This is a genomic window from Clostridium sp. UBA2485 (genome assembly GCF_002341865.1).
Classification (GTDB): Bacteria; Bacillota; Clostridia; order Clostridiales; family Clostridiaceae; genus Clostridium_J.
Map to the genome: position 1 here is coordinate 62,508 of NZ_DDOV01000058.1, position 21,041 is coordinate 83,548.

Below are 21,041 nucleotides of genomic sequence, written 5' to 3' on the forward strand. Positions count from 1 at the left end.
TTAGGACATATATTCGCCATTGTAACTTACAAGAATAGCATTATTTATACCTTGTATATGGCTAAGTTCATTTACGAACTTTGTTGACATTTCTTTTAATCTAATTTCAACAGTTAGTTCAATACCATTACTAGAAGAAACAGTTTTTGATTTAACAACATGCTTTTTCACAGATTTTTTTATATATTCTATAGCAGCATTTTCACTTTCATCGCTATTACAGTTTATTACTAATATATAAGGATTGTCTGTACTTTTTTTATTTACAAATATTATCATAATTACACCAATAAATGCTGAACCAAATATAGCAAGTGGTATGAGTCCAGCACCTAAAACAATACCCGCACTGATTGACCAAAATAAAAAAGCTATATCCATAGGTTCTTTAATAGCTGTACGAAATCTTACAATAGACAATGCACCAACCATACCAAGAGATAGGACCACATTTGAAGTTATTGCTAGAATGATTAGTGTAGTTATAAGGGTCATTGAAAGAAGTGAAGTACCAAAACTTTCTGAGTACATTACTCCCTTAAAAGTCTTTTTATATACTAAGAATATAAAAAGACCAATAGCAAAGGCTAATCCTAGTGCTATAACAGTATCTAATAAGGAAAATGTTGTTGCTTTTTCTAAAAAGCTTGATTTAAAAATATCATTGAAGTTTAATTGGCTATTTCCATTCATTTTTATTACCTCCATTAATTTGTTTTAGCCATATATTCTACAGGCTGCGTATTTTGAAACTGATGTACTTTGTCTTTCTTTTGTTTGGATTATATCTCGTATAATTTCCGGTAAAAATTCATCATATTTAACTTCTAAAATCATTGTAGTATCTACAGGCATTCCTAAAGTGGGAAGCTTAGAGTTAAAAAAGTTTTTAGCAAATAATCCAGTTCTAAGGTTACTATCTATGGTAATTCTTACATTACCAGGTTCATAAATATATGCTTCCCTAGTATAATCCACAATAGTTTTAGGTCTTAAAAATTGGTATTTCATTTTTGCATAGAGCTCCTTAAGGAGATCGCTATTGGATTTTAAAAGCCATGAAGTATGATTTTCTAGTAGTAAATCACATTGATCCTTTGTTAACATTGCAGAATCCTTTAAGCATAAACCATTGATTTTACTTTTCTTTTCAAGCTTGATGACGGATGGTACATCATTATAAAATCGAATTCTAAATTTTTCACGGTTATTTACACCATTTATTTTTTCCATTAATGCTTTATCATTAAAATTATCAAAATATAAACTTCTGATTTTATATGTACCATCAATTCCAGCATTTACATCTAATTTGGCAATATGCTTAAGTCTATTTTTTATTTCATAATAATCACAAAGGTTTATAAAATGTTTTATTTCATGCCTTGGTTTTATTTTTTTCATTATGTCACCTCCCTCTATTAGGAAATTTACAAATAAATCATAAAATATAAACCTTAAATTAGTCTTAAACTTAAAGTTATTTTAAGATTTGTATGATAAAATTTATTTAACATATCTTAAAAAAATAAAAAAAGAAAGTAAAAATTTATAAAATTAGAGGGTGATTATCTTGAAACTATTATTAATAGAAGATGAAAAGCAACTGTCAGAGGCATTGACACAACTTCTTATGAAGAATAAATATTTTGTTGATGCGGTATATGATGGAGAAACAGGTTTTGATTACGCAATGACAGAAATATATGATGTTATAATTTTAGATATAATGTTGCCAAAACTAAATGGACTAGAACTTCTTAAAAAATTGCGTTCAGAGGGAATATCTACTCCAGTAATTCTTTTAACAGCAAAAGGGCAAATTTGTGATAGGGTTACAGGCCTTGATTATGGAGCTGACGACTATTTAGTAAAGCCCTTTTCGCCAGAAGAATTGTTAGCAAGGCTTAGAGCGCTTTGTAGAAGAAAAGGTGAATTTATTAATGAAAATATATTAGATTTTGCTGATCTTAGGCTTAATTTATCTACCTATGAATTAGAAGGAAAAGAAAATAGTGTAAAATTATCACTAAAGGAATTTGAAATAATTAGATATTTTATGCAAAGACCTAGAAATGTGGTTAGTAAAGATGACCTTATTATTAAACTTTGGGGCTTTGATTCAGAAGCAGAGTATAATAATATTGAAGTTTATATATCTTTTTTACGTAAAAAGTTATTACATATTGGATCTGAGACAGCTATAACTACATTAAGAGGAATTGGATATAAACTGGAGGATTAAAATATGTTCGACAAGCTTAAAAGAAAATTTATTATAATAAATATGACCCTCTTAACAGTAGTTTTTATTGCAATATTTTCAACCATATATATTATGACTATGGTTAGTGCAGCAAGACAAACAGAATTTACTCTTAATACTTTAATGCATGCACCTCCTAAGCCATCTCCTAATAATCCAGCAATTGCAACTAGTATTATTGTAGAGCTGGATAAGGAACAGAATATAGTAGATGTTTTTTCTTTATTTGACATTGAAAAAGAATCAATTGAAGAAGCTATATCGCAAGCTGTAAAAAGTAAAGAGTCTTCTAAGAATTTAAAGATAGAAGGTAGTAGTTATGCTTTTTTAAAGCAGGATACTCCGAGAGGTATGAAAATTGTTTTTGCTGATAGGAGTCCTCAACAGGCAATGGCTATTAATTTGCTTAAAATATTCTTTTTAGTTGGAAGTATTAGCCTTATTATTTTGTTATTGATTAGTATGTATTTTGCTAATAGAACAATAAAACCTATTAAAGAAGTTTTTGAAAAGCAAAAACAATTTATAACAGATGCATCTCATGAACTTAAAACACCACTTACAATAATAAAAACTAATACAGCCCTAGTTTTATCTAATAGTGAAGAAACTGTAAAAAGCCAAAGTAAATGGATTGGATACATAAATTCTCAAATAGATAGGATGTCAAAACTTATTGATGATATGCTATCATTAGCTAAATTAGATAATCCTCAGCAGAAAGTGTATTTCTCAAACTTTGATATTAGTAAAATCCTTGAAAATATTCTTTTATCCTTTGAAGCAGTACTTTATGAAAATAATATAGAGTTAGATTTTGATATAAATAAGAATATATTTATAAATGGCGAAAAAGAAAGTATTAAAAAACTTTTCAATATTCTTATGGATAATGCAATAAAGAATACTCAACCAAAGGGAAAAGTTTCTGTAAAGCTTAGTTGTGATAAGAGCAAAATAGAAATTGAAATAAAAAATACTGGTGATGGTATTCCGAAAGAACATATTGATAAAATATTTGAACGATTTTACCGAGTTGATGACTCACGAAATAGAGAGAGTGGAGGATATGGGCTTGGACTTTCAATTGCTAAATCAATTGTAAATGAGCATAATGGAAATATATATGTGAAGAGTAATATAAATGAATATACTTCATTTATTGTGGAATTACCTCAAAGTGTTAAGTAATGATTTTTATTTCATTTCGGAAAATTTTAGGGAGGGGATTTGTAATGAAAATAGAAATAATAGAGGCAAGCATTAATGATAAATTGATAATAAAAAATATGATGGAGTTATATAACTATGATTTATCAGAATATGAAGATGTTGATTTAAATGAGCATGGTTTATATGATTATAGTTATTTAGATAATTATTGGACAGAAGAAGAGAGGCATCCATTTATAATTAGAGTTGATGATAAATTAGCAGGATTTGTTCTTGTTAATAAATATGGAGTTGATACCTCATTTCCAATTGATTATAGTATTGCAGAATTTTTCATATTAAAGAAATATAGAAAAAAAGGAGTAGGAAAGACTGTTGTTTTTAATGTTTTTGATAGATTTCATGGAGTGTGGGAAGTAAAACAATTGCCAGATAATAAGATTTCGCATGTTTTTTGGCATGAAGTAATAAAAGAATACACTTTAAATAACTTTGAAGAATTACCAAAGGGCATAGAAAGTTGGAATGGTCCAATCCAAAGATTTAACAATAATAAAAGCTTTTTAAAATAATTTAAGTTTAATTTTTTAAGCTATATTTATTAAAGATGAATAAGATACTGTAAAGCTTAATTTAGATACTACTAAATGCATATTATTTTTAATGATAGTTTTGCAATTTTAAGATATTAAACATATGACAATTATATTTATATATCACAAATATAAAATTGAATAGTTTCTTAAAAACACCGTATTATTCAGAAATGAATTTTACGGTATTTCTACGTTACAATTAAATATTTTTTAAAAAGCAATTGTAATGGAAATATTAAAGTATCATAAATATATTGAAATAATAGTAATTTTAACTTTGAAAAAGGCATATGGAATAGCTTAATTTAATAATTTAACATATTCAATGATAATATAAATTAATCATTAAAAAATATTATACTTACTAAAATATAAATATCTATAAAGGAAATATTATTTATAATAAAAATATGTATTTTCATGGAGCAATTCTATAAATGGAATTGCTCCATATTTCTTTGTGGTTGATTTTGTTAACCAAAATCAACTATTAATCCATTGAGATTTTTAACCATAATAAGTAAAATATAGGTAAGAGGTGTGATTCTATGAAAGAAATAAATATTGCAAGAACACTTATAGATAAGAGAAAAGAAAAAGGCATTACTCAAGAGGAGTTGGCAAAATATATTGGGATTTCAAAGGCTTCTGTCTCTAAATGGGAAACAGGACAAAGTTATCCAGATATTACTTTTTTACCGCAACTTGCAACTTACTTTAACATTAGTATAGATGATTTAATGGGATATGAGCCACAAATGTCAAAAGAAGATATTTGTAAGCTTTATCACAAGTTAGCATCTGATTTTACATCAAAGCCCTATGATGACGTTTTAAACAATTGCAGGGATATCATCAAAAAATATTATTCTTGTTTTCCACTTTTGCTACAAATGGGAGTGCTGATACTTTTCCACAGCAATCTTTCAAAAGATATAAATAAAACAACTTCTCTAATTATGGAAGCAAAAGAACTTTTTATTAGAGTAAAAAAGGAAAGTAACGATTTACAGCTTATTAAACAAGCACAATACATGGAAGCAAATTGTTATATTGCTCTTAGAGATTCACAAGCAGCTATTCAATTACTTGAAGATATGAATAAGCCACTACTCATTGTAGAAAATCTTCTTGCAGTTTCATATAAAATGGCAGGTAAAATAAATGAAGCAAAATCTACATTGCAAATTGGAATATATCAGTATGGTGTAAGTTTATTTAGTCTTTTCCCATTTTACCTTATGCTATGTATGGATGAGCCTAAAAGATATGAGGAGATATTACATCGTGCATTATTAATAGAAGAAGCCTTTAGGATGAAAGAACTTTATGTAATAGCTGCACATGGGTATATACTTCAAGGAAATTCAGAAAAAAGTCTTAATATGTTACAGAAGTGTACAGAACTTTTAACAAGGAATATTTATAAATTAGAACCTCACGGTGATGATTTTTTTGACTCGATTGATCATTGGCTTAATAAGTTAGATTTAGGAGAAGGGCTTATAAAAAGCGAAAACATAATTAAACAAAACATTGTAGATTTAGTAGTGAATAATTCTGATTTTTCACCTCTTTTTGATGACTATCGCTTTCAAAGTATTGTAGAAAAGTTAAAAAAGTTAAAGGAGAAACAAAATGAAAACAAAGATTAAAAGAGTAGGTAAAATAATTCTTTGGATTATAGGTATTATTGTAGGTTTAATAGCACTAGCTATGCTTACAGGTTTTACATTGCATAATACTTATTATAAAAGCCAGCTGAAAGAAATAAAACCTTACGGTAAAATGCTTGAAGTAGATAATGAAAATATGCATGTTTATTCTATGGGTGATGGGGAGGAAACCATCGTACTTTTAGCGGGCTTTGGTATCCCTCTGCCATCAGCAGACTTTGCTCCCCTTATGCGTAAATTAAGTGAAAAATATACAGTTGTGACAGTGGAGTATTTTGGGGTTGGATTTAGCGATGAAACAGGCAAGCCGCGTACTTGTGAAAACTATATGAAGGAAATCAGAGGTTCACTTGATAAGGCAGGATTTAAACCTCCTTATATATTAATGCCACACTCAATATCGGTATTTATAGTGAGTATTATGCTACAAAATATCCAAAAGAAGTTAAAGGTATGATTTTGCTCGATACTACCTCAACAGCATTTACAATGGAAAAGATGCCGAAAGAGGCGATTGGACTTTATGGTAATATAGGAAAATTTATCCAAAATATAGGGTTGATGCGGATAATAATAAATCTTACCCCAGAAACCTCATTGACGGCTGAGGATGGTTATACTGAAAAAGAAACGGATGATTTTAAAAAATATATGGGCTACGCTATAAATGATACAAAAATTGAGCAGATTGAAAACTTATACAATTGTGTGCGAGAAGTTAAGGATTTACCATTTCCAAAGGATATTCCTGTGTTAAAAATTATAGCTAAACAAACAACAGAAAAGGCGGTACCATTTAAAGATGAGAATATGAAAAAGATACTTGAGTATATGGGAAGTATAGAGTTTCAAGAAGATCACTTACAACGTTTAGGGGATAATGCATCCTATGTCATACTTGATGGTTCCCATATAATTTATCGAGATAAAGCTGAAGAAATTATAAGACTTACAGATGAGTTTATAGCCAATTTGAAATAATAAAGTCTGATTTTGGGTAGAAGGTGAGCATAATCTGCATTTTATAACTATATGTATTTAAAATGACAGATGTACTTTGTGTAGGGGTGAACAGTATTTATTAGGAAATCTAACTTGATTCCTATTATTAGATATTTAAGAGATAGCTGAAGCTTGAATAAATAATATTTTTAAATATTAATTTAAAAATATTATTATGTGTAAATGCATAGAGATAATAAAGCATTATAATTTAGTAGTGCTATATATGGGAAGAAAAGTTGGTAAACAATGTTCGTTCTTGCGATATCATAAATAATGCATGAAAAATTATTAGAATATTAGGAGAATAGTTATATATTTAGAATAATAGACCTCTCAAAGATTAAGTGATTTAACTCTTTGAGAGGATTTTTTATGCAAAACTTATAATTAAGCATCTTCAGAAAATAACTAGTTAGTATACTGGTCTATCTTACATCATAATCCGTTAACAAAACTCACCCATATCTAAATTATGAGCAAAACCTGTTTCTTTATCTGACACAAAATAGACATCGCATCTTTGGCTAGTTGTTTTATTTCAGCTGGCTTAGTTACTTTTTTATCCAGCTCCACAAGCTGGTTGAATTTATAAATGAGAAGGGAGTTTTCTTAATAAATGGAATGGTTGAAAAAGTTGCAGAGAAGATGGAAATTTTAAAAATCACAGTTTGTAGCTATTTAGATTAAATTAAAAAACAACAAAATTAATATCATAGATATAAAAGTATATATCATATGCATATATAGACTTTATATTATCATAATTATGGGGTATACTATAAAGAGTTTATTGGATAATTTTAGAAATAATGCTATAAAGTGTATTTACATTACTACAATTCAATATAAATTTATAAATTTGTTAAACTAAGTAAGAGGGGATTAAAATGAATTTTAAAAAGAGAAAAATATTGGTCATTATGACTATCATTATGATTAGCTTATTAATAGGATGTGGAGATAATTTTATGGATAGAGTTTATAATGATGATAGTAAAATAGCGAATGACTCTGATACTTTTGGATTAGATAAAAGTGATGAAACAATAGAGGAAGGAGTATACAAGGGAAAAGTAAAATTAAGTGGAAGTGGAACTATTTGGACATATGAAAGCGATGAAGATTTTGATTTACAAGTTCCATATACATTATCGGTAAAAAGTGGACAAGGAAAACTTGTATTAATATCACCTGACAATACAGTTGTTACTCTTGTTGAGAATACAGCCAAATCAAGTGTAGAGGGAAATACTACTTTAACTATACCAATTAAAAAAGGTATTAATCGCATAAAATTAGTAGGGTATAAAAAAGCAGATATTGAACTTGAACTGCACATAGAAAAAGGTACATTTAAAAGTATATAATTAAAAAAGATACTAAGTCACATGTAGTAAGTTTTATGAAGATTATAAAACTAAATTTTATAAGAGATAAATATAAAGGATTTATTTAAAAGTGTATATAAAAATTAAATTTATATATTTTTTTAAGAGGTTTTATAAAAATACTAGAGAATTTTATAAGTTCATTCTAGTATTTTTTAATTTTTAGTGATTATTAAATTTACTATTATTTTAGATACATTTATTATAATAAGTGTAATAATATTAAATGATTATAAAAATAATTATTTAATATTATTATTTCAATTTAAGGATGAGGTGATTTATATGAAAAAGAGTATTTTAATTATAGATGATGATATTGAACTATGTAGATTACTTAAAAGATGCATGGAAACTGAAGGTTATGAGGCAGATGTTGCTCATACAGGGATAGAAGGTTTGAAGTTTGTTAATAACAAGGACTATCATTTAATTATATTGGATATTATGATGCCAGAAATGGATGGAATATCTACATTAACTCATATTAGAAAAATAAAAAATACGCCAGTGCTAATGCTTACAGCAAAGGGTGATGAAATGGATAAGGTTTTGGGACTAAAATTGGGTGCGGATGATTACATAACTAAACCTTTTAGTTTATCTGAATTAACAGCTAGAGTGCAATCATTAATTCGTAGATATGTAGTGCTTGGTGCTGTGGCAGAAAAGCCACATTGCATGGCTTTTGGACCTCTTATTATAGATACTGCACATATCCGTGTCACCTATAATGGTGAAAATATTTCACTTACTGGAAAGGAATACGATTTATTATATTTTTTAGCATCTAATCCTGGACAAATTTTTACCAAGAAACAAATATATCAAAACGTATGGCAAGAAGATTATGCTTATGATGACAACAATATTATGGTACATATTAGAAGATTACGAAAAAAAATCGAACCAGACCCAGAAAATCCAATATACATTTTAACAGCTTGGGGTATGGGCTATAAGTTTAATGGAGAAGCAGGCAATGAGTAAGGAAATTATATGGTTTATCATTATTTTAGTAATAGTCCTTATATTTTTTATTTATCGTGAATGGCAATATCGCCACCGTATTCAAGAGACTTTGCATATTTTAGATGATATTATTGAAGGTAATGAAAATCGAAAAATTCATGTTGGAGCTAAGGAGGCTATCGCCCCTTTAGTATTTAAAATTAATAAATTAGTAGACTCGTATCAAAAAGATAAAGTAAGGGCATTTCGAGCAGAACAGGCAAGGAAACAGATGCTATCTAATTTATCCCATGATGTAAGAACTCCATTAACATCTGTTCTAGGGTATCTAGAAGCATTGTGCGATGGTATTGCTAGCGAAGAAAGTGAAGAATATCTTCATATTGCAAAAAATAAAGCTTATGCATTAAAAGAATATATTGATGAACTGTTTACTATAGCACAAATAGATGCTAACGAAATTCAACTTGTCTTTGAACCAATTGACTTATTTGAATTACTGCGTAGTGAGCTTATTGGTTGGATTCCAATATTACAGAAAGAAAACATAACCTTAGAAGTTCAAATTCCTGATGAGGAGTGTTTTGTAAATGGAGATCAACATGCATTGATTCGCATTTTTAGTAATTTACTTCAAAATGCTTTTCGTTATGGTAGAAACAATCATTTTATAGGGGTATCTGCATGGGATGATGAAACTGATGTTTATTTTGAAGTTTGGGATAAAGGTCCTGGACTATCTTCAGATGAAATACCTAGAGTCTTTGAACGACTTTATAGAGAGGATTCTTCAAGGTCAACTAAAGGCCATGGCTTAGGTTTAGCTATCTCCAAGGAACTTGTTCACAAGATGCAGGGAAGAATTTTTATGGAAAGTATTCCTTATATAAAAACATTTGTGCAAGTTTCTCTACCAAAAAGTAAGAAAAAGTAAGAAATGTGTAAGCTCCATGTCAGAACTACCAGATAGAATAAAATATATAAGTTATTTCAATTCATAATTAGTAATTTGGGATATTTCTTAGGAATAGCTGATAGATTTAGAATGTATTCTTTTAAAAGTAATTTGGTTACTTTTTATAAAAAATGGATATTTATATTTTAGTAAGAAAACAATTAAGACAAGGAGCGATACAGATGGAAAATTGGATTTTAGAAACTAAAGCACTTACAAGAAAATTTGATAAACAGGTAGCAGTGGATAGGATCAATCTCCATGTTCCCAAAGGCCAAATTTATGGACTTTTAGGTCGGAATGGAGCAGGTAAAACTACAACACTGCGCATGATTATGGGATTAGTTCAACCTACTTCAGGTGAAATTGAAATATTCGGAAAGAACTTAATGAAAAATAGAAAGGAAATTTACCCACGTATTGGGTCAATTATTGAAAATCCTGGATTTTATCAAAATTTAACGGGAAGTGAAAATCTCAAAATATTAGCTCGATTACGTGGAATTCATCGTTCAGATGCTATAGAATATGCACTTTCAACAGTGGGGCTTGACAAAGAACCAGAGAAAATAGTATCTCAATATTCTTTAGGAATGAAACAGCGTTTAGGAATTGCAGCTGCTATTATACATGAACCAGAGTTATTAATTTTAGATGAACCCATAAATGGCCTTGATCCTATAGGTATACAGGAAATGCGAAATTTTCTTGTTAAATTATGCGAAGAAAATCATGTAACCATTGTTATTTCAAGTCATATTCTTAGTGAAATTGAACAATTAGCAGATAATATTGGAGTTATTCATGATGGGAAGTTACTAGAAGAGGTATCTATTGAAGAGCTTAGAAAAAGAAATCGTAAATATCTTGAATTTCAAGTATCTAACGAGAATAAAGCAACTCTTCTTATAGAGAAACATTTTAATATTACAGATTATGAAGTTCATGAAAAAGGAAACATTCGTATATATTCTCATTTAGGTGAACAAGGAAAGATCAACAAAGTATTTGTAGAAAATGATATTGAGGTATTAAAGATTATTATGAGTGAAGATAACTTAGAAGATTACTTTATTAAACTAATAGGAGGTGGCACTATTGGCTAATTTATTATATACTGAACTTCTAAAGCTTAAACGATCTAATATGTTTTGGGTAAGTATTGTGGGGGCGATAGTAGCACCTTTTATGTGCTTTATAGCATATATAATGCAAAAGGCCAAAAGACCTGACATACCTATTGAATTTAATGTGGTTTTTTCTGATACTAATTTATATGTTGTTTTTCTAATTGGAGTGCTTCTATATGGGTTGATTACTGCCTATCTTTTTAATAGAGAGTATGTTGAGAACACATTAAAAAATCTATTAACTATACCTGTATCAAGAATAAACCTTATTATTAGCAAACTAGTTCTGCTATTAATTTGGATTATGGTATTGACTATAATTTCTTGGGTTATGACTTTAATTTTTGGACTAATAGGACAGTTTGAAGGTTTAAACACTACAATATTGATAACTTCATTTAAAGAGTATATCATAGGAGGTAGTCTTCTTTTTCTGTTGTCAACTCCAATTATATTTGTGACACTTTTATTCAAAGATTATGTACCAACCATTGCAGTTACTATAGCCATAACTATGGTAAACGTGCTAATTTCAAATTCAGAATATAGTGCTTTATATCCATGGTCAGCAATACTAGCTATAGCAACTAATATTTTTCGTCCAGAATACCCTCCAATATATTCTTATATTTCTATTTTTATTACGTCTATTATTGGATTTATAGCAACAGTGATTTACTTTAAAAAGGTAGATATTCATTAATACAGATATGTATTTGAATAAGATATATTGGAAAATAATTAGTAATTATAATAATCTATTTCAAATTATGATGTATATTTAAGGAATCATAATATTAGCTATTATCGAAGAAAATGCATTTAAAATCTTCAACTAGTTATTTTTCCCTATGTCTAAATAATAAATTAGAAAAAGGTGATTAAATGGAAACAATAATTTTTATAATAAAATCTATAATATTAGGAATCGTAGAAGGAATAACAGAATTCTTACCGGTATCCTCAACAGGCCATCTTGTTATTTTTCAAAATTTAATAGGATTTAAAGGAACCAGTGCAAACTATGTTGAGATGTATACATATGTAATACAACTTGGAGCAATACTTGCAGTTGTTATACTTTACTGGAAGAAGATAAAAGATACTCTTGTAAACTTTTTTCCACAAAAAGTTGGATATGAAAAATCAGGGTTTAAATTTTGGTTTATGATATTTATTGCTTGTATTCCTGGAGGTTTTTTTGGAATACTACTAGATGACTTAGCAGAGCAGTACTTATTTACACCAATATCTGTAGCTATAACCTTATTCTTAGGTGGTATATGGATGATATACGCTGAAAAGAAATTTAGAAATAATAATGCAAAAAATCATGAGCTAAATGTTACACCAAAGCAAGCAATATTAGTTGGATTATTTCAATGCTTAGCTATAATTCCAGGGATGTCGCGTTCAGCTTCGACTATTATAGGGGGATGGGTAGCAGGACTTTCTACCGTTGCAGCTGCCGAGTTCTCATTCTTTTTAGCAATCCCAGTTATGGTAGGAATGAGTTTCCTAAAAATTTTAAAGATTGGTGGCATATCTATTCTTACATCTCCAGAAATTATTTCTCTTGCGGTTGGGTTTGTAGTTTCATTTATAGTAGCGTTAGCAGTAATTAATAAGTTTATTTCTTATTTAAAGAAAAAACCAATGAAGATATTTGCAATTTATAGAATGATATTTGCAGTTGTAGTTTTATTGGCAGGATTTACGGGAGCATTTTAATAAAATATACAGGCATTTCTTTCGGACAAGTTATTGATAAAAGGTATATCAAGTTTAGGCATTTGAAAGAAAATAAAAAACAAGGATGTTACTATATTCTAAATTTATGAAATAAAATAGCTAGTTAAAGATGCGAAATATATGAGCATCTTTAACTAGCTATTTTTGAATATTTCTCATGCCAGACAATGTGGGAGTTCTATTAATACTAGACCTATGAACAGAAACTTACAACTTAGAATAATGGAAAGTAGGCTGATATACTTATCTATTATCTTTTGAAGATACCTTATTAGTAAAAATCAACTTAGCAAAAATGGATAAGCGAATGGTAATTAGCTCTGATATTATAGAATCATAGATTGGGGAGGGAAAACATGGATTATAGAGCTTGTATTCAACAAAGTATCGACTATATTGAGATTCACTTAAAAGAAGATATTACAGTAGAGAAACTAGCTACATTAGCTGGATTTTCATCTTATCATTATTACAGAGTATTTCAATTCTATGTAGGGCTACCAGTAATGAAATATATACGGAAAAGGCGTATAGCTTATGCTGCTACAGAGCTACTTGGTGGACGAAAAATCTTGGATATTGCTCTAGACTATGGCTTTGATACCCATGCAGGCTTCACTAAGGCGTTTCGCAAATCCTATGGTGTATCTCCAGAACAATATCGAATTCATGCAACTAAACGGATTCCAGAGAAAGTGGACTTAATGAAGTTAGCAAAATATAAAATAATGGGAGGAATTATTATGCGACCTAAATTTATTGTCAAACCAGCATTCAAGTTAGCAGGTTATGAACTAAAAACTACTTCAAATGATGGAAAGAATAATACGGAAATTCCAAAATTTTGGGACAGATACTTTGAAGAAAATTGGGCAAAAACTTTACACAATAAAATTACTCCGGTTAATCATGCAGAACTGGGAGTTTGTCTACAACCAGATATGAAGACAGGAAACTTCTCCTATATAATAGGGGTAGAGGTAAGGAGCTTTGATAATATACCAGAAGGACTTTTCAAAGGAGAAATAAATGAAGCTACCTATGCAGTATTTACTACGCCACCATCAGATCGTAAGAATAATGAATTTGTTAACACCATTCAAGGAACATGGAACTATATATGGAATGAATGGTTTCCAGAGTCTGGTTATGAATATGCACCAGATGGAGTAGATTTTGAACTATATGATGAGCGTTGCTATGGATATGAGGGAATTGTAATGGATATCTATATACCAGTAGTAAAAAAAGAGTAAAAAGATATTTTATTTATGAAAATGTCTAATTAAAATACTTTTGTACTCCTTACAAAAACATAAGATTTAACATTAAAATAGTGTTAAATCCTATGAAAGCATAAAATATCTATATTTATTTATATAATTCCGACATGATGATTTTTGTTATCATGTCGGATACATTATATTAAAGAAATTTATTTATTCATCATGTAAAGATGAAATTTTTTTATATAAGGTATTTTTTAGAAAGTTTATTAAAAATAAACTTGTACAAACCACAAAATCAATTCCTTGAAGTTTCATAACTTCACTATTTTCAACATAATTTGCTAAAGCTAGTGTTATTGGTACATTATAATCATTTTTAGCTTTTTTACAAAAGTAAAGGTTAAACTCATCACTTTTAGTTAAGTTTAGAAAAATATCAGCTCTTCCTATTCCACTTTTATTTAACTGAGCTTCATTTATCTCCATATTTTCTTCAGTATCTATATAGGTAACCGCGAATCCTATATCCTCTAGGCAATTAATAATTAAATTTTTCCATTCCTTATTTCCAATAACAACAGCATACATCTATAATATCTCCTCATTAAAACAGTGTTTCATTAATTGATCTATATATATACTTTTATAGTTATCACTTGTTAAATTTGATATATCCTTGGAATTAAAAATAACGTACAGATTATTTGAGTGTCCTAATGTTCCTAATGCTTCAGCAAGCATTAGGTTTAACATATCATTATCAGTACAAATAACTATTTTATTAAACTTAGCACTTTTAACTTTTTCTTTAACTAATTGAGAATTTTTTATATCTATATCAACCTTTATAATCATTTTATTACTATTAAATTTATTTAAATATTCCTTAGATGCCATAAGCATAATAAATCTATTTTTTTCTAAGAAATTTTCAATTACTAAATCTGTAAAATCGCTAATACCTATAATAGCATCATACATAACAATACCCCCTAATACTATTATGAAATCTACTGTTGTAGTAATTCAATAAGTTCAAGTCTTCTAAATCATAATTCCTGCTAACAACATGAAATACAGTGTTATCACAATTAAAATAATCTGTTGGCAAATAATTTAATTTATTTCCTCTATATATTAGATTTAGGCATCTAATTAAATCTTTATCAAAGCTGCAGTCTAAATTAATTTCTTTATTAAGATATCTAATATTAACATAGGTCCAAGGAATAACCTTAAAATTTCTGTCAACTATCGATTTAGTATTGTCTTGTACGAAAAAGCATTTTAAGCTACAATTTATATTATTTATTTTTAGCAGAGAGTAAAGTAGAAGGTTTTTACTTAGATTATTTCCTTTTCTAAACACTAAGGTTTCTGAAGCTCTGTTTATATTCCTTGAGTTTTCATAGATAATTTCATTTTTCACAAAGTTGAATATACTATATATCTTTAACTGATCTTCTAATAAAGAATAGTAATTATTGTAATCTACAAGAACTTTATTATTTATATCCAAAAACAAATCTAATGTCATATAAATTCTCCTTTTAAACATATTAGCTTCTAAATTAATTTTATTCCTACAAGTAATTTCAATCAAATTTGTAATAATCAACAATTTAAATTTTTAGATAGTGTTGAAGGCTATTTAACAAAAGAAATCCAAATATATCTTTTATTATTTTAAATATGCTTATCTTTAATATATAAACCAATGGAAAATACACTTTTTATAAGAGTAAATCCATTTCTATAAAAATATTTAGAAATTTTTTATGTTAACAATATTTTATTAAGCCTAGTAAAAAAGCAGATAAGAGAATGAAATCGATAAAATATTGAGCCAATTTTGTATAAAGACTTTTAGGTGTATAAAGACTATAGTTTTTATTGATTTATTAATAAAAATTATATAAGAAATATAATTAGTAGCAAAACAAGCTAAAACTATGAAACAAGCTACGCAATAAAGAGATAATCTAATCCTATCAACAATAGTGATAGGAAGGATTTCTATTTGCTTCAATTTGGAGATTTTCATTTTATAAGAAAGTAGATTTATAATCTAGTTACAGATTTTAAAATCATAGTAATTTAACGGGGGAGTGTATATGCTAATGGATTTTATTTTTGTAGCCACATTACTAGTAAGTTATGGATTGTTCTATAGATTTATAAAATGGTGTGATTATCAAATTAGCCCCAAACAGATAGATGAATGATAGTATTGATTATTTAGAATCAAAAAACTTGGGAGGTTTAGTATATGGATATTCTACAAATAGTTGTAACGCTGATATTATTTATGTTGTTTATAGTACCAGTAGGCACATATCTCTACAAAGTGGCAAGTGGGGAAAGGTCATTTGTTGATCCAGTCTTTGATAAAGTAGATAATTTTATATTTAAGATTACAAAAGTTAAGAAAGAAGAAATGAACTGGAAAAAATATGCTACATCATTATTGTTATTTAATGGAGTAATGATTTTAATAGCATATTTCATTTTAAGGTTTCAAAATATAAGTTTTTTAAATCCCAATGGTATAGATAGTATGGAGCAAAGTCTTAGTTTTAACACTGCTATAAGTTTTATTACCAATACTAATCTTCAAAATTATAGTGGAGAGTCAGCAGTATCGTATTTTACTCAGATGAGTGTGATTACATTTCTTATGTTCACATCTGCAGCGACAGGTCTTTCAGCAGCCTTAGCTTTTATTAGGGGACTTGCTGGACGTAAAAAGACTGTTGGAAACTTTTTTGTTGACCTTGTAAGAATTATAACTAGAGTATCGTTACCATTATCAATACTTGTTGCATTACTTCTTGTATGGCAAGGAGTTCCACAAACTCTTTCTCCGAATGTGACAGTTAATACCATTGAAGAGAAGTTTCAAGATATAGCCCTTGGACCAGTAGCTTCTTTAGAATCTATTAAACACATTGGAACGAATGGCGGGGGGTTCTTTGGAGCTAATTCTTCACATCCTTTTGAAAATCCTACACCTATAACAAATTTAATAGAAATGCTATCAATGATGGTGATCCCAGGATCCTTAGTTTACACTTTCGGTTTAATGATAGGAAAGAAGAAAGAAGGGTGGACAATTTTTAAAGCTATGGCAATATTACTTTTAATAGCAATTCCTATTTGTTACTATGCTGAAATGAGAGGAAATCCTGAATTGGCTAATGTGGGATTATCGCAAATAGCAGGAAATATGGAAGGAAAAGAAGTTAGATTTGGTATAGCACAATCGTCACTTTTTACAACTATAACAACAGCATTTACAACGGGAACTGTAAATAATATGCATGACTCTTTAACTCCATTAGGGGGAATGGTAGCACTATGGAATATGATGCTTAATGTAGTCTTTGGTGGAAATGGTGTTGGACTTATGGGAATGATTATGTATGCAATATTAGCGGTATTCTTATGTGGCCTTATGGTAGGACGTACACCAGAATTTTTAAGAAAGAAAATCGAAGGAAAAGAGATTAAATTAATTGCCCTGGCAATAATTATTCATCCATTAATAATACTAATGCCATCAGCTATAGCACTTAGTGTACAATCAGGACTTAACGGCATAACAAATCATGGATTTCATGGATTAACTCAAGTACTTTATCAGTACACTTCATCAGCCGCTAATAATGGTTCAGGATTTGAAGGACTTATAGATAATACAATCTTTTGGAATAGCACAACAGGTATAGTAATGCTAGTTGGCAGATATATGTCAATGATATTATTACTTGCAGTTGCAGGATCTTTTGCAGCAAAGAAAGCATTACCAGAAAATGATGTATTTTTTAGAACTGACAACAGAATGTTTGTAGTTATAATAGTAGCTGTTGTGATAATTATAGGAGCGTTGACTTTCCTTCCTGCTTTGGCACTAGGACCAATTGCAGAACATTTAACCTTAGGACAATAGAGCCCTAATTAAAGGAGTTATTCATTATGAGTATGAAAAAGAATAAAAAGATTTTAAATAAAGATATAATTATTACTGCTATTAAGAATTCATTTATAAAGCTTAATCCTAAAATTATGTATAAGAATCCTGTTATGTTTATAGTTGAAATAGGTTTTTTTATTACCTTAATATTAAGTATCTTTCCAAACATTTTTGGTAATGAAGGAGAAAATTTACGGATATATAATGGAATAGTAAGCTTCATACTTCTAATTACAGTACTCTTTGCAAACTTTGCAGAAGCAGTGGCAGAAGGAAGGGGAAAAGCTCAAGCAGAAACACTAAAGAAAACAAGAAAGGATACAAAGGCAAAACTTATTTCTAAAAATGGAGCTGTAAATATAATAAGTGCAAGTGAGCTAAAAAAAGGAGATATAGTTCTAGTTGAAATTGGTGATTTAATACCAAATGATGGAGTTATAATTGAAGGAATTGCTTCGGTAGATGAATCAGCTATTACTGGAGAATCCGCCCCAGTATTAAAGGAAGCTGGAGGAGATTTTAGTGCTGTTACTGGTGGAACAAAGGTTGTTAGTGATTGGATTAAAGTTGAAATAATAGCGTCTCCAGGTGAATCTTTTCTTGATAAAATGATTAGTCTTGTAGAAGGAGCTTCAAGGCAAAAAACTCCTAACGAAATAGCCTTAAGTACAGTTCTTATTAGTTTAACAATTATTTTTATAATAGTAATAGTCTCTTTATTACCAATGGCAAACTATTCTCAAGTTGAAATTCCAGTTTCAACATTAATAGCTTTATTAGTTTGTCTTATACCTACTACTATAGGAGGATTGTTATCAGCTATAGGGATAGCAGGCATGGATAGAGTTACAAAGTTTAATGTTATCGCTATGTCAGGTAAAGCTGTAGAGGCTTGTGGAGATGTAGATACTATGATACTTGATAAAACAGGTACTATTACTTTCGGAAATAGAATGGCAGCAGAGTTTATACCTGTAGGCAAGCATATAAAAGAAGAAGTTACAAGGTTTGCTGCTTTATCATCTATAAAAGATGAAACACCAGAAGGTAGATCTATAATAGAATTAGCTAGAAAAAACAATGTTATTATAAATGAAGATGAGTATAAAGATAGTCTATTTATTGAATTTACTGCTCAAAGCAGAATGAGTGGTATGGATTTAAAGGATGGAATTAAGATAAGAAAAGGCGCTGCTGATTCTATTAAAAATTTTGTAATTAGTATTGGCGGTAAAATTCCTGAGGATTTAGATAAGGTTACAGAACAGGTTTCAAAGTTAGGTGGCACCCCTCTTGTTGTATGCGTAGATAAGCATATACTTGGTGTTATATATCTTAAGGATACTGTAAAACCAGGATTAATTGAAAGATTTGCAAGACTTAGGGAGATGAGAATAAAGACCGTTATGTGCACAGGAGATAACCCACTAACAGCTGCAACTATAGCTAAAGAAGCTGGGGTTGATGAGTTTATTTCTGAATGTAATCCAGAGGATAAAATTGATGTAATTAAAAGAGAACAAGCTGAAGGTAAAATTGTAGCAATGACTGGAGATGGAACCAATGATGCACCTGCCCTTGCACAAGCAGACGTAGGACTCGCTATGAATAGTGGAACGCAAGCGGCAAAAGAGGCAGCTAATATGGTTGATCTAGATTCAGATCCAACAAAAATTTTAGAGGTAGTTGAAATTGGTAAGCAGTTATTAATAACAAGAGGAGCATTGACTACTTTTAGTATATCAAATGATGTAGCTAAATATTTTGCTATAATACCTGCAATGTTTTCTATAGCTATACCAGAGATGAATAGTATAAATATAATGGGGTTAAATACTCCAACAAGTGCAGTATTGTCGGCATTGATATTTAATGCCATTATAATACCGTTATTAATACCAATTGCCATGAGAGGTGTTAAATATAAGCCAATGAAGGCAGAAAAAATGTTAATGAAAAATATTTCAATATATGGACTAGGTGGTGTAATAGTTCCATTTATAGGTATTAAGCTTATAGATTTACTTGTATCACCAGTTTTAAAAATTTTTAGTTTATAGTCTATCTATATACTGGGGGTAATTTTTATGAAGAGCATAATTAAAACTTCATTTTTAATGACAATAACGTTAATTATAGTATGTGGATTTATATATCCACTTTTGGTCACAGGTGCTAGTCAGTTATTTTTTAACGAAGAAGCAAATGGAAGCTTAATTGAGTTTAATGGCAAGATAGTTGGCTCTAAACTTATAGGGCAAGATTTTGAAGATGAAAGATTCTTTCAAGGCAGAGTATCAGCGGTAAGTTATAACACCTATGCAAAAGAAGATAATCTTAAAGATGAAAATGGAAAAAAAATATTTTCAGGGGTAGCTTCAGGCTCTGACAATCTTGCACCATCAAATACAGCACTAAAGGAGAGAGTAAGTAAAGATATAGAGGAATTTTTAAAGAATAATCTAAATATAAATAAAGAAGATATTCCAGCAGATTTAGTAACTAGTTCTGGATCTGGATTAGATCCTCATATAACTCCAGAGTCTGCTAAGATACAGTTAGATAGAGTATCTAAAGCCTCTGGGATAGCTATAAGTGATTTAGAAAAAATAATTGAAAAATATACGGAAGGTAGATCATTAGGTATATTTGGAGAACCTAGAGTAAATGTTCTTTTAGTTAATTTAGAGATTGCTACAATACTAAAGAATAATGGTAAGTTATAATTTAAAGATTTAATATTTATTTTGACTAGGATTATCTTAGAGATGTATTATATTTATTAAATAGGATTGACTTATGTAGATAAAATATCTTAAAAACTAATATATAGCTCAATGTTCTATGACATTAAATATTTCAATTCATAACCTTAATCAATGGAGAATTGAAAATGGACAATNNAAACTAATTTCTTTAAATAATT

The 21,041-nt window shown here is 29.0% G+C and carries 22 protein-coding genes; 17 read left to right on the plus strand and 5 right to left on the minus strand.

Annotated elements, in window-relative coordinates:
- Positions 1–693: a DUF4956 domain-containing protein gene (locus B3603_RS12350; protein ID WP_291565256.1), complete on the minus strand. Its 693-nt coding sequence runs from the start codon at positions 691–693 to the stop codon at positions 1–3.
- A gap of 24 nt (positions 694–717) precedes the next feature.
- Positions 718–1,404: a polyphosphate polymerase domain-containing protein gene (locus tag B3603_RS12355; protein WP_291565258.1), complete on the minus strand. Its 687-nt coding sequence runs from the start codon at positions 1,402–1,404 to the stop codon at positions 718–720.
- A gap of 169 nt (positions 1,405–1,573) precedes the next feature.
- Between B3603_RS12355 and B3603_RS12360 the strand changes: the two genes are divergently transcribed.
- From B3603_RS12360 to B3603_RS12420, 14 genes are all read left to right on the plus strand, one after another.
- Complete coding sequence (locus tag B3603_RS12360; RefSeq protein WP_291565261.1) at positions 1,574–2,245, plus strand: response regulator transcription factor; 672 nt, start codon at positions 1,574–1,576, stop codon at positions 2,243–2,245.
- 3 nt (positions 2,246–2,248) lie between these two features.
- Positions 2,249–3,457, plus strand: a complete 1,209-nt coding sequence (locus B3603_RS12365) for a sensor histidine kinase (RefSeq protein ID WP_291565265.1) — start codon at positions 2,249–2,251, stop codon at positions 3,455–3,457.
- A gap of 44 nt (positions 3,458–3,501) precedes the next feature.
- Complete coding sequence (locus B3603_RS12370; protein ID WP_291565267.1) at positions 3,502–4,011, plus strand: GNAT family N-acetyltransferase; 510 nt, start codon at positions 3,502–3,504, stop codon at positions 4,009–4,011.
- 572 nt (positions 4,012–4,583) lie between these two features.
- A complete protein-coding gene (locus B3603_RS12375) occupies positions 4,584–5,690 on the plus strand; it encodes a helix-turn-helix domain-containing protein (protein ID WP_291565270.1) in 1,107 nt (368 codons plus the stop codon).
- Positions 5,674–6,168 carry an alpha/beta fold hydrolase gene (locus tag B3603_RS12380; RefSeq protein ID WP_291565273.1) on the plus strand — a complete coding sequence of 165 codons (495 nt, stop codon included), beginning with the start codon at positions 5,674–5,676 and terminating at the stop codon, positions 6,166–6,168. Before B3603_RS12375 ends, B3603_RS12380 begins: the two co-directional genes overlap by 17 nt.
- On the plus strand, positions 6,165–6,692 hold the full coding sequence (locus tag B3603_RS12385) for a hypothetical protein (RefSeq protein ID WP_291565276.1): 528 nt from the start codon (positions 6,165–6,167) through the stop codon (positions 6,690–6,692). The genes B3603_RS12380 and B3603_RS12385 overlap by 4 nt, the downstream gene beginning before the upstream one ends.
- A 552-nt stretch (positions 6,693–7,244) precedes the next feature.
- Positions 7,245–7,403: a helix-turn-helix domain-containing protein gene (locus B3603_RS23260; protein ID WP_396151863.1), complete on the plus strand. Its 159-nt coding sequence runs from the start codon at positions 7,245–7,247 to the stop codon at positions 7,401–7,403.
- Positions 7,404–7,603: 200 nt separating this feature from the next.
- Entirely contained in the window at positions 7,604–8,083 is a 480-nt protein-coding gene (locus tag B3603_RS12390; protein WP_291565279.1) for a 50S ribosomal protein L7ae, read from the plus strand.
- Positions 8,084–8,389: 306 nt separating this feature from the next.
- Positions 8,390–9,094 (plus strand): response regulator transcription factor, encoded by a 705-nt coding sequence (locus B3603_RS12395; protein ID WP_291565284.1) that lies wholly within the window; start codon positions 8,390–8,392, stop codon positions 9,092–9,094.
- A gap of 91 nt (positions 9,095–9,185) precedes the next feature.
- Complete coding sequence (locus tag B3603_RS12400; protein ID WP_291565289.1) at positions 9,186–10,010, plus strand: sensor histidine kinase; 825 nt, start codon at positions 9,186–9,188, stop codon at positions 10,008–10,010.
- Positions 10,011–10,213: 203 nt separating this feature from the next.
- Positions 10,214–11,137, plus strand: coding sequence for an ABC transporter ATP-binding protein (locus tag B3603_RS12405; protein WP_291565292.1), 924 nt, complete (start codon positions 10,214–10,216; stop codon positions 11,135–11,137).
- On the plus strand, positions 11,130–11,864 hold the full coding sequence (locus B3603_RS12410; RefSeq protein ID WP_291565295.1) for an ABC transporter permease: 735 nt from the start codon (positions 11,130–11,132) through the stop codon (positions 11,862–11,864). The genes B3603_RS12405 and B3603_RS12410 overlap by 8 nt, the downstream gene beginning before the upstream one ends.
- A gap of 182 nt (positions 11,865–12,046) precedes the next feature.
- A complete protein-coding gene (locus tag B3603_RS12415; RefSeq protein ID WP_291565298.1) occupies positions 12,047–12,892 on the plus strand; it encodes an undecaprenyl-diphosphate phosphatase in 846 nt (281 codons plus the stop codon).
- 377 nt (positions 12,893–13,269) lie between these two features.
- Positions 13,270–14,169, plus strand: coding sequence for an AraC family transcriptional regulator (locus B3603_RS12420; protein WP_291565301.1), 900 nt, complete (start codon positions 13,270–13,272; stop codon positions 14,167–14,169).
- Positions 14,170–14,352: 183 nt separating this feature from the next.
- Here the strand turns inward: B3603_RS12420 and B3603_RS12425 are convergent, their stop codons facing one another.
- The 3 genes from B3603_RS12425 to B3603_RS12435 are packed head-to-tail and all read right to left on the minus strand — an operon-like array spanning position 14,353 to position 15,679.
- The gene (locus tag B3603_RS12425; protein WP_291565304.1) at positions 14,353–14,730 is read right to left on the minus strand and encodes an NAD-binding protein; all 378 of its coding nucleotides are present in this window, start codon (positions 14,728–14,730) and stop codon (positions 14,353–14,355) included.
- Entirely contained in the window at positions 14,731–15,123 is a 393-nt protein-coding gene (locus B3603_RS12430) for a hypothetical protein (protein ID WP_291565307.1), read from the minus strand.
- The gene (locus tag B3603_RS12435; RefSeq protein ID WP_291565309.1) at positions 15,116–15,679 is read right to left on the minus strand and encodes a hypothetical protein; all 564 of its coding nucleotides are present in this window, start codon (positions 15,677–15,679) and stop codon (positions 15,116–15,118) included. The genes B3603_RS12430 and B3603_RS12435 overlap by 8 nt, the downstream gene beginning before the upstream one ends.
- 732 nt (positions 15,680–16,411) lie before the next feature.
- Between B3603_RS12435 and kdpA the strand changes: the two genes are divergently transcribed.
- The 3 genes from kdpA to kdpC are packed head-to-tail and all read left to right on the plus strand — an operon-like array spanning position 16,412 to position 20,841.
- Positions 16,412–18,091: a potassium-transporting ATPase subunit KdpA gene (gene kdpA / locus B3603_RS12440; protein WP_291565312.1), complete on the plus strand. Its 1,680-nt coding sequence runs from the start codon at positions 16,412–16,414 to the stop codon at positions 18,089–18,091.
- A 32-nt stretch (positions 18,092–18,123) separates the two neighbouring features.
- The gene (gene kdpB, locus B3603_RS12445) at positions 18,124–20,175 is read left to right on the plus strand and encodes a potassium-transporting ATPase subunit KdpB (RefSeq protein ID WP_291565348.1); all 2,052 of its coding nucleotides are present in this window, start codon (positions 18,124–18,126) and stop codon (positions 20,173–20,175) included.
- 27 nt (positions 20,176–20,202) lie between these two features.
- On the plus strand, positions 20,203–20,841 hold the full coding sequence (gene kdpC / locus B3603_RS12450) for a potassium-transporting ATPase subunit KdpC (RefSeq protein ID WP_291565315.1): 639 nt from the start codon (positions 20,203–20,205) through the stop codon (positions 20,839–20,841).
- Positions 20,842–21,041 lie beyond the last annotated feature (200 nt).

What these genes read in the sequence shown, in the direction of transcription:
- B3603_RS12350 (WP_291565256.1), bottom strand. Translation starts at nt 693, where the DNA reads ATGAATGGAAATAGCCAATTAAACTTCAATGATATTTTTAAATCAAGC.
- B3603_RS12355 (WP_291565258.1), bottom strand. Translation starts at nt 1,404, where the DNA reads ATGAAAAAAATAAAACCAAGGCATGAAATAAAACATTTTATAAACCTT.
- B3603_RS12365 (WP_291565265.1), top strand. Translation starts at nt 2,249, where the DNA reads ATGTTCGACAAGCTTAAAAGAAAATTTATTATAATAAATATGACCCTC.
- B3603_RS12370 (WP_291565267.1), top strand. Translation starts at nt 3,502, where the DNA reads ATGAAAATAGAAATAATAGAGGCAAGCATTAATGATAAATTGATAATA.
- B3603_RS12375 (WP_291565270.1), top strand. Translation starts at nt 4,584, where the DNA reads ATGAAAGAAATAAATATTGCAAGAACACTTATAGATAAGAGAAAAGAA.
- B3603_RS12380 (WP_291565273.1), top strand. Translation starts at nt 5,674, where the DNA reads ATGAAAACAAAGATTAAAAGAGTAGGTAAAATAATTCTTTGGATTATA.
- B3603_RS12385 (WP_291565276.1), top strand. Translation starts at nt 6,165, where the DNA reads ATGATTTTGCTCGATACTACCTCAACAGCATTTACAATGGAAAAGATG.
- B3603_RS12390 (WP_291565279.1), top strand. Translation starts at nt 7,604, where the DNA reads ATGAATTTTAAAAAGAGAAAAATATTGGTCATTATGACTATCATTATG.
- B3603_RS12395 (WP_291565284.1), top strand. Translation starts at nt 8,390, where the DNA reads ATGAAAAAGAGTATTTTAATTATAGATGATGATATTGAACTATGTAGA.
- B3603_RS12405 (WP_291565292.1), top strand. Translation starts at nt 10,214, where the DNA reads ATGGAAAATTGGATTTTAGAAACTAAAGCACTTACAAGAAAATTTGAT.
- B3603_RS12415 (WP_291565298.1), top strand. Translation starts at nt 12,047, where the DNA reads ATGGAAACAATAATTTTTATAATAAAATCTATAATATTAGGAATCGTA.
- B3603_RS12420 (WP_291565301.1), top strand. Translation starts at nt 13,270, where the DNA reads ATGGATTATAGAGCTTGTATTCAACAAAGTATCGACTATATTGAGATT.
- B3603_RS12425 (WP_291565304.1), bottom strand. Translation starts at nt 14,730, where the DNA reads ATGTATGCTGTTGTTATTGGAAATAAGGAATGGAAAAATTTAATTATT.
- B3603_RS12430 (WP_291565307.1), bottom strand. Translation starts at nt 15,123, where the DNA reads ATGTATGATGCTATTATAGGTATTAGCGATTTTACAGATTTAGTAATT.
- B3603_RS12435 (WP_291565309.1), bottom strand. Translation starts at nt 15,679, where the DNA reads ATGACATTAGATTTGTTTTTGGATATAAATAATAAAGTTCTTGTAGAT.
- kdpA (WP_291565312.1), top strand. Translation starts at nt 16,412, where the DNA reads ATGGATATTCTACAAATAGTTGTAACGCTGATATTATTTATGTTGTTT.
- kdpB (WP_291565348.1), top strand. Translation starts at nt 18,124, where the DNA reads ATGAAAAAGAATAAAAAGATTTTAAATAAAGATATAATTATTACTGCT.
- kdpC (WP_291565315.1), top strand. Translation starts at nt 20,203, where the DNA reads ATGAAGAGCATAATTAAAACTTCATTTTTAATGACAATAACGTTAATT.